Here is a 13126-nt window from a genome sequence, read left to right as displayed (position 1 = left end):
CCAACCGTCAAGGGCGGGTCGCGGAGCAGACATGAACGGCCGAGGAATGGCTGCCGCCGTCTGAACTGCCGCTACACCAACTGAGATGATCCAGGCGGATTCACATCAGGACGAACTGCCAGACGAGGAGCAGTGTGCTCAGCACGCCCGTGATGACGGCGCCGCGGAGCGTGGCGCCCAAGCCGCCGTAGGGGTCCATCGGGCTATAGGGGCTGTCCGGGGAAACGAGGACGGTCATCGATGAGCCGACGTCGGCGGGGCGGCCGTAGGTCGCGTTGACGATCTCGGCCTCGTAGCGTTTTCCCTCGATGTAGTAGCGGACGACGGGCGTGAGGAAGTACGCGCCCGGCTTCCCGCTCGAGGTAGCACTGTTGTCGATCACCTCGGCCGACAACTCCAGTGCAGTCGGGCGGATCTGTCGGAGCGTCACGTTTCGTCGCAGTTCGCGCGCCATGGTGACGAGCGACGCCACGAGCACTGCTGCGGTCACCAACACCCACACCATGGGGCATGTATAGCGCACCTGGGAAAGCCATGCGCCGTCGGGCGAGCCACCGAAGGCGCTCCACATCCCGTCCAGAACGGCTTGGGACTGCCAGGGCTGCGGGCTCAGTTCACGCCCCGCGACCTACGCTTTCCCGGGCAGCCAGCGCTGCTGGGGAACGCCTGGGGGAATCCGAGTAGGTTGGCGGGCGATCAGGCAGGGTGGATGGGTTGTGCGGTGTGCCTGCCGCTCATGACGAAGTCCGGGCCATTGCTGCCGGCGAGTCGTGGGTTCTGTTCCTTGCCCTCGCGCCACGCCACCATGACCACAGCATTACTGGTACGCGTGAAATCTGACCTCCGTGCGTGCGGCTGCCAGTCAGGAAATCTCCACGGGAAGATGCCGAGGGCCGCGCAGGAGGGCACTGTTCCGGTACGGGGGCGGGTCCTCGACCAGGCGCGGGCTGTCGAGGCGGCGCACCAGGGTGTTCAGGGCGATCTGCGCTTCGGGCAACGACCGGTCCCGCTGCTCCGACCGGGCAGTGAGCCGGCCCTCTGACCAGGCGGTCACGACCCGATGGGCCCCGGGTCGGGGCTCACAAAGACGGGGCCGGGCGGGCTCTGGGCGAGGGCATGGTCGTGACAACCGGCCGAGGTGGGCCAACCGCCGTATCGACGTGGCGCTTGAGGAGTGGGGCGAAGTCACGGAGCCTGACGCCTGGAGCTGGCGTAAATGGCCCTACTTGATCAAGTCCCGGCTGCGGGCACGTAGTGGCGTGCGCGGGGTGCTCCGGGGTGAGTGGTGGGTGCAGGGGGTGGGCAGGGATGGGCAGCCGGACCGCCGACCGCCCCGGACCTGTTTGTATGCTGCGTCACCGCACACAATGCGTCGCCAGGGGGAGGAACGCACGTGTACACGACGCTCGCCAGCCCTACGAACTACGCCATTCCATTCCTCATCATCTCCATCCCCTTTGGCGTCACCTCACTTCTGTTCATCCCGCAGCAACTGCGAGACCGACGGCTCAGGAGGAACGGGGTGGCGGCCCAGGCCGTCTGCGAGGAACGGATACGCCGCGGCGGTACGGCGGTGGAGAAACTGAACTGTTCCTTCAGCACGTCCGGCGGTGAGGTTGCCTGGGCACTCGTCACCGCCCCAAAGCCGCCGCCGTGGGAGGGCGAGGAGGTTGCCATCGTGTTCGACGCACGCAACCCCTCGTCGGCCGAGAGCGCGTACTATCTGGCCTCTTTCGGATCACGCGCGGGTGTCGTGGTCCAGTCGGTCTCCTGCCTTCTGCTCGTCGCAGCCGCTGTGGCAGGTGCCCTTTCCTGACACTGTCCCTGCCACGAGTGACCTCGTCGGTCGCCTGACACCAACGGCTGACACAAACAGGCGCGGGCGGAGGCGGTCAGCAGCGGAATGTGTGGACAGGGGGGCGGCCGAAGGGTGGCGGTGCCGCAGGACAAGGGGAGCGGGCGGGTCGAGTACCGTCCCGCGCAGCGCAGGCTGCGGTTGATTCTGTCCGCCGTGTTCACGCTGTGGGCGGCGATCGGCCTCGTTCTGCTCCTCTCTGCGATCGGCCCCCTTGGTTTCCCTCAACTGGGACTCATCATCGTGTGGTTGGTGCCCTACATGCTCAACTGCGCGTTCGGGCGCACGATCACGGACGAGCGGGGCGTACGGATCTGGCGGCCGATCGGCCGACGAGAGTGTGCCTGGACGGATGTCGCGGACATCACGACACGGCGGAAAAGCGGGGGCAGCGAGGTGCGTTACGACATGTGGCTGTACGTGCACCAGCTCGACGGTCGATCGTTCCGCCTTCCCGCTCCGATGACCTCGTCAGCCTTCCAGGACAAGCAGTTCGAGGCGAAACGCGACGCGATCATCCAGCAGTGGCAGCGCGCCACCGGAAAGGACCCCGCTCTCGGTCCATGAGTCGGGCCGTTTGTCCTCCGCGCATGCCCTCGCCCTGGTGGAGCGCGGGTACGTCAGGTCGGAACCGCTCTCGAGACCTTGGCGACGTCACGGATCCGATGGGTCCGGGCCGCCGGCGGGTCCGGGGTGTGGACGAATCACCGAGGCCATGCAGCTGGAAGCGTCGTGCACCAGGCGTTCAACGGCGTGCCACAAGACGGCGGTCAGATCTGCCAGGAGTTCCCGCTCGTCGGGTGCTGCGCGGATGGACCGGGTTCATGCCGGAGTTTTCGCCCAAGCGACAAGCCGGGCCCACCACCCGCCCGTCGATCGTCCCGGTGAACTGTCTGGACGCCGAGGAACGTGTGTGTGTCGCGCCGACTCACACACGCACCGCTGAGGCGTTGGCACGCCGGCGAGCACTTGCTCTACATGTCTCCCGCAGCCCTCATAGGTCACCTTCCCGCACGACGGACAGACAGCTCGTTGGCACATGATTCCCACAATCAGCGTCTTCATCTACGACCTACAAATCAAACAGTTTCGTCACAGCAAAATTCACAATTTCGCCACAACGGTGCCCATATTCTCACTGGCTCCACAAACAACTGACTCACGGCCGGCGCGAGGGCTGGTCCTGAGATCCAATCACGCTCCAAGTGGCTTCGCGTTTCGGGCTGGAATATCACGACATCAGCGATAAAAGGGCGCAAGCGCGGCGCGGTATATCTCACTCAGCGATATCAAGCAGTCACGCTTGGATCCTCCTTTAAGTTGCTTGGGGCGCCGATTAATGGTTCCATCACGCCCGGTCGAAGAAGGGAGGCACAGCTCCGTAGTGTGAAAGGCCGTCATCGCGTCGTTCTGAGATCGTCGACCGGGCGCGGCGAGGGCAAGATTTCGAGAACGGCAACCGCCCTCTCCGAATGGGTGGTGTGGGCCGCTCGGAAGGGAGCAACGTGGGTTGCTCGCACGCCGAAGGATGCCCCCTTTTCCCGCTGCTCAGGGCGAGCTTGCAAGGTTGGCGTGACTACTACTGCGACAGCGACGATCAATGGCTCGGCTGTGCGCGCTACCAGTTGTCGCTCACCGGGGAGCGCGTGCCGATCAGTCTGCTGCCCAACGGGGCCCGCGCGCGACACCTCGAAGACGCGGCCGAGGCGGACCGGTACGGCGCCGCCAACTCAGAGCAGAGACCTCAGCAGGCCCCGCCTCCACGGCACGATCCGTGGTCAGCGGAGAGCGCGCCTGGGCCGCAGCCAGGGCCGGCCCAGCCCCCTCAGCCGCATGTACCCGTGACCGCGGCACCGGAGACCGTGGCTCAGTTCGGGGCGGCATCTCCGCCGACACCGGTCTCGCATCACCAACCGTCACCACCCCTACGGATTCCCCAGCCTCCAGACCGCCCCTCTCAACACGCGCGGCAAGCGCCCAGCAGGCAGCGCGGCTGGTGGGCCCGATTCACCGAATGGATGGGAGGCCCCGCATGAGTAACTACTGGCCCTGGTGGGCCGGCGCTGCCGGGCTCGCTCTGGTCACCATCAACTACGCCCTCACCACAGATCGGTCGTTTGGGGTGTCGTCCGCGTGGGATCGCGTGTTGCACTGGCGCAGGGAGCGCCGACTCGAGCGGATGGACGAAGAGTTCACCGACGATCAGGCTCTCGCCGAGGCGCTCGCCGCAGCTACAGCGGAGCACTTCGGCACCAGCCCCGGCGCGTACACCGTGCCGCCGGGCCCGTATGGGACGTCCCAGCAGCTCGACACGGAAGTCGAACCGGCGGCAAGTGAGGACACCTCGGTGACAGCCCCGGGCCCGGCCCCGCTGGTCACCCAGGCCGCTCTGCTGATATCGATTTTCCTCGGCGGATTGATCGCCGCGGTCACTTCCGGGCGGTTCCACCTCCGCTTCGACATGGGCCCGGGTTTCAAGAACCTGGTCACCGCCAATCCGACCACCATGACCGTCCTGCTGTTCGTCGGAGGCGTGCTGGTCGGCTTCGGCACTCGGCTGGCCGGCGGGTGCAGCTCCGGCCACGGACTCAACGGCTGCGGCCGCCTACGCCCGGTCAGCCTCGTCGCGACCGCCGTGTTCTTCGGCACCGCCGTCGCGGTGTCGTTCCTGCTGTGGAAGGTGATCTGATGCGTACTCGGGGCGCGCTCCTACTGGCCAACATCATCACCGGACTGACGCTCGGCTATACCGTCTCCAACATCGGCTTCGGCGACTACGCCGAGCTGAACCGCATGTTCACCTTCCAAGACCTGCGCATGCTCCTGTCCTTCGCGGGCGCCGTCGTGATCATCGTGTGCGCATTCGCTCTGCTGCGGGTCCGCCGCACCCCGGGGCGCATCCACGCCGGCGTGATCCCCGGCGCGGTCCTGTTCGGTACGGGCTGGGCGATCTCAGGTGGATGCCCGGCAATCCCGATCGTCCAGGCCGCCGGCGGATACCTTCCCGCCCTGGTCACCATCGTCGGCGTCACCGTCGGTATCCGGCTGTGCCGCTGGGCCAACGCCCGCTACTTCCATCTCGACCGCGGCTCCTGCGGGCTGTAACCAAAGAAGCCCAGCGATACCTGTCGAGGAAGCGGCCGTCGGCCGGGCCGGAGCCGCTGCGGCTGGTCAGCCGGAGTGGCGCGGGTCACCACCGCAAGTGGATACGGCGCGGACACCTCCAACTATCCCGTCTCCACACAAGGAATCCGCGCAGGAGCATCACAGATGCACAGACCCGCACGCCACCGACGGCTGCAGCAGGTCGGCCCCGAAGATGACGAGCGCCGCACGGGCCACAACTGCTCACCGGGACACTGCGACCTCCGACACGCGTCAATCAAAGCCCGCTTGTCTCTTCACGTTGCTGATGCCGCTTCGTCTCTTCCTCAAGAGCCTTTCGCTTTGTCCGCTCCCGGCTCCGAATCACACCAGCTACCAACGCCGCGGCAGCGGGCACGACGGTAAAGAGCGTGTCCGGACCGACACCCACATAGGGCGCGACAGCCCCGGGATCCGCGCGGAACAGTGTGAGACAAGTCACCTTGTTTCGATTCCACTCGAAAGATCGCCCCCGAACACGAAGAAACCCCCTCCACTCCGCGTTTCCGCAGATCGGAGGGGGTCATCCCCAGTGTGGCGGCGCCAGGATTCGAACCTGGGAAGGCTGAGCCGGCAGATTTACAGTGGGCTGGGCTGTATGGCTCTGACCGGCACCTTTTGGTCAGATCACGGCGCCTGGTCCGCAGTTGGCCCGGATCTTGGTCCGAGGACAGTCTCTGGCGCGCCGCGCATGGCCGCCCTCCCGCGCCGAGGCTGGATAGGTTATGCCGGCGGCGGCCCCCAACCTCTCTGTGCGAACCACTCCTGGCAGGCCTGCACATCTGTCTCCGCCCCAGCCCGGTCGGGCGGCGTCGGCGGCTTCGGCCTTGGCAGGGACCGCCGCGGGCGATCTGGCCGAGGGCGCTGCCGTCGATGGGCCGTGCCGCGCGGGCCTGACGTACGAGGGCGGGGCCCGGTGCGGCGGCACTGAGCATTCAGCCGCCCGACGCCAGAGAAGAGCTCGGTCGTGGCTGGGGCAGTCGGTTCCACGGCTATAGGCACCTCCCCAGACCGGGCAAGCCACCAGCTAAACCCGCTGCGTCCACCTCACAGAGTCAGGTGGAGGCACTTGGGAGCATCCACGTTCTGAATCACGAACTGACTGTGCTGGCTCTGTGTTGGGTCATATGAGATGTCGCCCTCATCGGTAGCCCGTACCACCACCGTCCCGGCACAGGACTCTCCTTTGGCCCTACCAGCCGAGGGCCAAAGCGACGACAAATGTCCTGACGCGCCACTAGCGCACTCACGCGAATGGCAGTTCTTACTAAGCTGGGTACATGCGACGTGAGCTGTCGGCGCAGCGTCCCTGACACCAGCGAGCACCTCAGGCAAAGGATTCTTGTATTTGTGTCGCCCGAGCGAGAACACCACCAAGCGCGGCTTCACCTGCTCACATACCCGTCTAGCAAATGCCCTGTCGTTGCTCCCTTTAGCGGATCCCCCATGATGAGGGAAGACAAGTACGGGAGCCTCTAGGTCGACGCCGCGGCTTGCGATAGCTTCGAAACCCTTATCGTCAATGTCAGCAGCCAACAAAACAGCTGGCTTTCCTGCAAGGCTTACCCTAAGCACCGCAGACATGCGATTACTCGGGATCTCCCCCAGTTTGTGCTTCCGGGAAGCCTGGCCGATTCCTGCTAAGCGCACGTCAGGGTGGAGTACCTCAATGCCTATTCGCTCAAAATTCAGGTCTTCACGGGCCCCAACATTCAAATTGCTTCTGTATCGTGTCTGGCGCCCTTCCTCACGCAAGGCGGCCTGCTCAAGAAGATCAAGATACGTATCAGTGTCCTGTATGGCGCTAGGATTGCACCAAAAGTTTTTGATTGACACATCCGGGTCTGCCAATAAGCGCGCAGCGCCACCAATATGGTCTTCGTCTGGATGAGACAAAAGAAGATGCTCGATATGGTGGCACTTATTGTCCACGAGGGCACTGATGACCGGCTTACCGCGCGGGATGTCAACGATCGCGCTCTTAAGCCCATCTCGTAAGACTGCACAGTTACCGTGGCCGACGTCCACAATAACCACTTCCAGCGGCCGTCCTGTACCTCCGGAAGCCTTGCTAGTCATTACCATCCTGCAGGTACCCCCGGCCCCGCTTTGAAGTTCTGAAAGTACAGCTCACCCGCAGTGGGGGCGTAAATATTGACATCAGCGCTAAGACGCTTACCAATCAACGTCTCGATAGGGACACCCAGACTCTCGGTGATCATCGAGGCCGGCACATCGACAGTAGTGCGAGGTTGCCACGCTGTGATCACGCACTCGGCTACTATTCCTTCCGGACCAAATCGGCAGTCCTGAACGCGCACGACGACACGATACGGCTTTCGTTCCTCAGAGTAAACGCCTCTGCACTCTTCTTCTGCGAGTGCAAGGGCCTGCGTCAGACGTTCTGGATCACTATCTGATCCTCTACTCAACAGCATTGGGATGCCCGAGCGCCAACGTCGGATCGTTGAGTTCTCATCACTATTGGCATAGCTGGTCAGTAGGACCGCTGGAATCTTCCTGCGATTGCTCTTCGCAACGACCTCGGCGCCGAAATATGAGACGTTGCCACCTCTTCCCAGCCTATGATCACAGATGGCGGCCACCGCCTTTTGCTCGACTTCTGCGATCAACTCGTCAACGGACGCCGGGAAGAATGAAACAGGCACAGGGGTGAAATCTGCCTCCTCGACAATCCATCCGGTCGTTCGCCTGTTTACCTCATCATCCTCAATGATCGCGATGGGATCGCCAGGCCGGAGCGGACGATCCAGCACGTTCACTATGGGGTTCTCCTACATCACTCGTGGGTCTCTTGCGCCTAGGAAGACGATGTGGCCCGCGGAAGTTCGATGTTGAATTCTGCGCCGCCATATTCACCGATGGCCTTGGCGAACACTTCGCCCTTGAGGTCACGAGTGGCATCCTTCACGATCGTAAGGCCAAGGCCCGTTCCATCTTCGCGTGTCGTAGCACCTGGCAACCAAATATCGTCGAGCGGAAGCTTCGCCGTATCGATCCCCGGACCGTTATCCATCACCGTGATTAGGACAGCATCAGGGGTGACCTCAGTTCTGACGACAATCAGCCTTTGGGCTGCGCCGCTAGCGTGGGGCTGAGTGAAGACGTACGTCGCATTAGCGAGCAGATTAGCCAAGATGGCTTCAATCGATGCCACGGTGGCCTTTACAGGTGCGCCCCCATCAACGAGCTGCAGCTCAACCTGTATACGGGCGCCCTCCAAGTGCGGCCCGAAGAGACCAACAATATCGGTAGCGACCTCATTTACGTCGACGACTTTAGCGCGGCGCTTTCTGCGATGCAGTAGCCGCAGCGGAATGTCGGCGTAAGTGCGCAACGAATCCGCCGCTCGCTGAACAGTTTCCACAGGCTCAGACAACTGCTCAGTGTACGCATCCTGCAGGAGGCGCGCCGCTCGTCGAGCGATAACCGCTGATGCCTGGTCGATCAAGTCGACTGGTTGCTTGGTCTCATGAGCGAAGACAGCCGTCGTGGTCCCAACTGTGCTGAGAGTCCGATACAGAAGCAGTTCGTCCTCGACAGCCCGAACCCTTTCGTCGAAGGCAGACCTGAGGAGATTCGTAGCTTCCAAGACGTCCCGGCGCTGATGCGGCGGAAGCCTATTCACGGTGTCTTGAAGCTTGCCCAGAGCATTCTGAACCCGGTCGCCAGCCTCCTGCTGTTTCTTGCCCTTATCCCGTTCTCGGCGTCGCAGAAGCTCTTTCGCCGCCCAGTCAAGTACATTACGCCCAAACCGTGCGAGCTCTACGAATTCCGGCGTTTCAAGAAACCCAGTTCGGTCAGTCTTGGGCGTGAGGCGCTGTTCCTCATCTATTACGCTGATGCGCCCAACTGATGTATTAGTACCCGGGCGCAACTCGGGACTGCGGACCCTACGCAGGTTCATGTCGAGCCAGTCGTGTCCCTCATCACCATATGGATGCACCCTCAGATTTCGGTGATAAAGGTGAACTCCCCCAACCGACTTGAGCCAGCCTCTAACATCTGCGACTTTGTGCTTCGAGCCGCGGACGGTGAAGGCATTAGCATTTAGCACAAACGCCCAGAGCTCAAACTGTGCGGCTGGTGCAAAGTACGCCAGCGGTGAATCACCGCGCTCGGATCCAGCCGAACTCACTTCGGTATGTCCGCCGCGAGCGATTGGTTCATTTGTCCAGTCATAGAGGGTGGCCGAGGCCCGACCATCATCGTTCAGTTCTGCAACGATGCGATATTCTGCATCATCGAAGAAGGACTGATGCACGATGCTCGCAAGTTTTTGGAACTCCGGAGCATTGAGATCGACGCGAAAATCAGAGGGTCCCGGGAAAGGACCCGTTAGCAGCACAAGCGCCCTCGCCAAACGCTCAACATCCCTATCCCTGAACTCCGTGGATAGCTCGTCGATCTCAATCTTAGTTCCGGGCTTCTCATCAGTCGGCATGGTTGTGATCGAGAGCTCAACGTCCTCAACTGCCGATACAACATCGAAGCTGTGCCAGTCGATACGCAAGACATGTTGCACGCCTGGGGTCTTTCGAGGCCGCGTGATGAGCGTTACATAACGCCCAAGCCGAAGCGCAGCTAGACGGCCAAGACCTTTTTCGCCGACCTTTCGCCGCCCCTTGCGCGTTAACTTGGCCTCTGTCTTAGATGATTTACCGAGGAGAAGCCATCCGTGAATTATTTCATCCACGGTCATGCCATCGCCCGTATCAGAAACGACGATTCGCCCGCCAGGAAGCTCTACGGCGTGCAACTCAATTGAACACGTCGGAGCGTCGGCATCATAGGCATTTCGCACGAGCTCGATAACGCCAAGGTCAGGATGAGGAACGAGCTCCTCGCCCAAACGGCGAAGGATTTCCGGGGAGAACCGGAGGCTAGCCACAGAGGTCACCCAACATCCTCATCGCGCGTGCCGACATGTCCTGCCCAGAAGGGCAGTAGCGGAGATAGTACTCTTGCGACCTTCCGTTCAACAGGCCTTCGAGAGTCAAGGAGTTGGGACGTGGACAACTCACCGGGCAGTGCTGCGTACGCCGAGCACACAGCCCACATCGATGTGGTCCTTGAAGGCCTACAGACCACAGGTGAGCTGGCACAACCGGCGGTTGACAAGCTCCTTGATGGGCACTCAGCAGCCGAGCTCCGACGCCTGGTGCCCCTCGGGTATCGACGGCGGGTGGGTGCCTTCTTCACGCCAAGTCGTCTCCGAGCAAGGGTGTCTGATGTGCTCAGAGACCTACCTGCCGAGACCTTCCTCGACCCGACGTGCGGCGCCGGCGACCTGCTGCTGGCAGCCACGGCGACCATGGATATCAGCGCAACGGTCCAAGAGACCCTTGCGCATTGGGGAGCACGGCTGCACGGCTGGGATCTGCACGAGGAATTTATTCAGGCCGCCCGCCGTCGCGTATTGCTCTCAGCCCTTAAGCGTCACCATACCCTTGACGGGCTTGTTGCTTCATCTTCCGGTTTGCTGGAACATTTGGTCAACATAAAGCAGGCCGATGCACAGGTGCAGGAGAGTGAACAAGTCGACGCAGTCGTACTAAATCCGCCATTCACTCGCGTCCCGGCCAGGAGTGGCTGCCACTGGGCCCAAGGGAAGACATCTAATGCAGCTATCTTCTTCCTGGAGGCTCTGAAGCATCTAAAACCTAACGGCCATATCGTGGCTATCCTGCCGGACTCATTGAGGAGTGGATCCAACTTTTCGAAGTGGCGTACAACTGTTGAGTCCTGCACTAATGTCCTGCATGTCGAACGCTCGGGGATTTTTGATGATCACACAGATATCGATGTTTTCCTACTCGTAGCCCAGGTTCGCGGAAGCGGTCCCCCTCCAGGCCCTGTTCCGTGGTGGCGCGAGGTAGATGCTGGGAATGTGGTTGGCGATCTGTTCGAGGTTCGAGTGGGTACGGTGGTAGACAATCGGGACCCGCACGAAGGCGAGAATCGACCTTTCCTTGTGGCCCGAGATCTATCAAGCACCGGCCGTATGAACGTTCCGAGCAGACGGCGTCTTTTCGGCGGCCGCGTTTTCGAACCGCCATTCGTCGCGATCAGGAGGACTTCCCGGCCGTCCGAAGGATCATCATCCCGTGCAGCCGGGGTTCTGATCACCGGGTCCGAGGCGGTAGCTGTTGATAATCACTTGCTCATAGCAAAACCAATAAAGGGTGGGCTTAGGTCTTGCAATGCACTGATTAAACTCCTGAACTCCTCGGCCATAAATCAGATCTTGGATGACAGGATCAGTTGTCGACATCTGACCGTTTCAGCGGTACGGCAACTCCCTTGGGACAGGCAGCGTTTCTAATGGATCCCTTCATGTGGGCTTGTCGTAAAGTTATGCAATGCGGCTTCTGCAGCTTGACATGGGTATCGCGGGCCGGCCCTTCGCGCACTATGACCCGCGGAAGACATCCTGATGCTTGCGGCCAGGCAAGCGTCCGTGATCACGACTGAGTGAGGTTCTATGACGGCCACGGTTGCAGGCGGCAGGGTCTGCACCCGCTGCGGAGCGCGGTTAAGCCGGGCAAACGCAGCGAGTGTGTGCGGCCCTTGTGAGCGCGCACTACGGGATACGCCCCCGCCAGCGGCGGTTCTAGCCTCCGAGCCAAAGCAGTGGCTCTACGAGACAGACCAGCGTCAGACGCCACCGGACGGGTCGAACCTGCAGGAGGTGCTACGGGCCTACCGGGCCACGCACAAGCTGACGCAGCAGGACCTGGCCGGCCTGCTTGGGTACGACCAGTCGTACGTGTCGCTCCTGGAACGCGGGAAACGCTCGATCCGGGATGTGGATGAGTTGCGTCGGGTAGCCGGCGTTCTGGGGCTGTCCGAGGACGAGTTGGGCCTGCTGCCCGCGGCACTGTCTGGCCACGGCGAATTCGTGCCCCGCGCTTCAGGCTCGATGGGAACTCCTCAAGACGCCGTGGAGGATCAACGACGTTGGCGAATGGTGCGCCGCGAGCTGAACCAGCGTCGCAGCGAGCTGAACGCAGCCGCAGCCGCCCTGTATCCGGAGTTGGAGCGGGTTGGCACCAGTCCGGCCCTGACACGACCAGGGTGGATGGCACCCGCGCCCATCGACCTGGCCGCGGTGGATCTGTCGTGGATCAATCAGGTACCGCCGCCGACCGTGGTCGGGGCGGAGCGCGAAGCCGCGGCGGTACGACCGCTGTCCGCGCGCGGCGGCCGGTACGACCGGTACTCGCAGGCCATCCGCGCCGTGGACAAGCCATCGCTGTTCGAGAACCGCCCCAGCTTCCGCCTAATGGCCACCGACTGGGCCGCCGGCGGTGCACGGATGGCCTTCGGCTACACCACGTACTTCGACATGGTCGATGTCTGCGAAGGGATGTCCCACGAGCTTGCCGGAGCCTGGCTCGCAGCTGGCAGCGATCCGGCATGGCTGCGGGCTCCTCGCTGGGACGATCTTCCCTTCCGGTCCCTGGTCAGCGACCCGTTCGACCTCACCCGCCGGCCTCTGCTCCCATCGATCGACACGCTGACCATCCGGCGCGACCACGACGACGCCTCTTTCGTCCTTCACCACCGCTCCGCCGCGAACGTCGCCCTCGCGGGCGGGATCTACCACATCATGCCTGCGGGGGTGTTCCAGCCGTCGTCCGTGATGCCCTGGGACCAGTCCAACGACTTCGACCTCTGGCGCAACATGATGCGCGAGTACGCCGAGGAATTCCTCGGCATGCCTGAGGCCGACGGAAGCAGTGGCGAGCCGATCGACTACGGCGCCACCGAGCCCTTCAAATCACTCAACGATGCCCGCCGCGCTGGCAAGCTGCAGGCGTTCACCTTCGGGATCGGTCTGGATCCGCTGTCACTTGCTGGCGAGATCCTGACCGCCGTCGTGATCGACGCCGACGTCTACGACCGCGTCTTCCACACCATGGTCAGCCAGAACACCGAGGGCTCCGTCGTCTCCGCCAGCGCCACCGACGTCGCCGCTGGCATCCCGTTCACCGAGGCCAACGTGCGGCGGCTACTCGACTCCGAGCCGCTGGCCCCGGCAGCCGCCGCGTGCCTCGACCTGGCGTGGGAGCATCGGAAGCTGATACTCGCCGGCTGAGGAGG

9 protein-coding genes and 1 pseudogene are annotated in these 13126 nt (G+C 62.7%); 6 read left to right on the top strand and 4 right to left on the bottom strand.

The window, feature by feature from the left end; all coding sequences use genetic code 11:
• Window positions 1-100: 100 nt before the first annotated feature.
• Both AB0I54_RS00255 and AB0I54_RS00250 read right to left on the bottom strand, forming a co-directional pair.
• Window positions 101-490 carry a DUF3592 domain-containing protein gene (locus tag AB0I54_RS00255; RefSeq protein WP_363293621.1) on the bottom strand — a complete coding sequence of 130 codons (390 nt, stop codon included), beginning with the start codon at window positions 488-490 and terminating at the stop codon, window positions 101-103.
• Window positions 491-862: 372 nt separating this feature from the next.
• Window positions 863-991 (bottom strand): annotated as a pseudogene (locus AB0I54_RS00250) (cytochrome P450); the annotation flags it as partial.
• Window positions 992-1393: 402 nt separating this feature from the next.
• Here AB0I54_RS00250 and AB0I54_RS00245 point away from each other — a divergent pair.
• The 4 genes from AB0I54_RS00245 to AB0I54_RS00230 all read left to right on the top strand — a co-directional run bounded on the left by AB0I54_RS00245 (window position 1394) and on the right by AB0I54_RS00230 (window position 4960).
• A complete protein-coding gene (locus AB0I54_RS00245) occupies window positions 1394-1816 on the top strand; it encodes a hypothetical protein (RefSeq protein WP_363293620.1) in 423 nt (140 codons plus the stop codon).
• A 120-nt stretch (window positions 1817-1936) separates the two neighbouring features.
• Window positions 1937-2422, top strand: a complete 486-nt coding sequence (locus AB0I54_RS00240; protein ID WP_363293619.1) for a hypothetical protein — start codon at window positions 1937-1939, stop codon at window positions 2420-2422.
• A 1465-nt stretch (window positions 2423-3887) separates the two neighbouring features.
• Window positions 3888-4544 carry a YeeE/YedE thiosulfate transporter family protein gene (locus AB0I54_RS00235; RefSeq protein WP_363293618.1) on the top strand — a complete coding sequence of 219 codons (657 nt, stop codon included), beginning with the start codon at window positions 3888-3890 and terminating at the stop codon, window positions 4542-4544.
• Window positions 4544-4960 (top strand): YeeE/YedE thiosulfate transporter family protein, encoded by a 417-nt coding sequence (locus tag AB0I54_RS00230; protein ID WP_363293617.1) that lies wholly within the window; start codon window positions 4544-4546, stop codon window positions 4958-4960. The genes AB0I54_RS00235 and AB0I54_RS00230 overlap by 1 nt, the downstream gene beginning before the upstream one ends.
• A gap of 2117 nt (window positions 4961-7077) precedes the next feature.
• Here the strand turns inward: AB0I54_RS00230 and AB0I54_RS00225 are convergent.
• Both AB0I54_RS00225 and AB0I54_RS00220 read right to left on the bottom strand, forming a co-directional pair.
• Entirely contained in the window at window positions 7078-7782 is a 705-nt protein-coding gene (locus AB0I54_RS00225; protein ID WP_363293616.1) for a hypothetical protein, read from the bottom strand.
• A gap of 38 nt (window positions 7783-7820) precedes the next feature.
• Entirely contained in the window at window positions 7821-9872 is a 2052-nt protein-coding gene (locus tag AB0I54_RS00220; RefSeq protein WP_363293615.1) for an ATP-binding protein, read from the bottom strand.
• Window positions 9873-10031: 159 nt separating this feature from the next.
• Here AB0I54_RS00220 and AB0I54_RS00215 point away from each other — a divergent pair, with 159 nt between their 5' ends.
• Together AB0I54_RS00215 and AB0I54_RS00210 are read left to right on the top strand one after the other, a co-directional pair.
• On the top strand, window positions 10032-11345 hold the full coding sequence (locus AB0I54_RS00215) for an N-6 DNA methylase (RefSeq protein WP_363293614.1): 1314 nt from the start codon (window positions 10032-10034) through the stop codon (window positions 11343-11345).
• A 366-nt stretch (window positions 11346-11711) separates the two neighbouring features.
• Window positions 11712-13121, top strand: a complete 1410-nt coding sequence (locus AB0I54_RS00210; RefSeq protein ID WP_363293613.1) for a helix-turn-helix transcriptional regulator — start codon at window positions 11712-11714, stop codon at window positions 13119-13121.
• Window positions 13122-13126: the final 5 nt, after the last annotated feature.

Origin of the sequence: Streptomyces sp. NPDC050625 (genome assembly GCF_040654755.1) — a bacterium.
In the GTDB taxonomy this organism is placed as follows: Bacteria; Actinomycetota; Actinomycetes; order Streptomycetales; family Streptomycetaceae; genus Streptomyces.
This window is presented reverse-complemented; position numbering and strand designations above follow the sequence as displayed.

What these genes read in the sequence shown, in the direction of transcription:
- AB0I54_RS00235 (WP_363293618.1), top strand. Translation starts at nt 3,888, where the DNA reads ATGAGTAACTACTGGCCCTGGTGGGCCGGCGCTGCCGGGCTCGCTCTG.
- AB0I54_RS00230 (WP_363293617.1), top strand. Translation starts at nt 4,544, where the DNA reads ATGCGTACTCGGGGCGCGCTCCTACTGGCCAACATCATCACCGGACTG.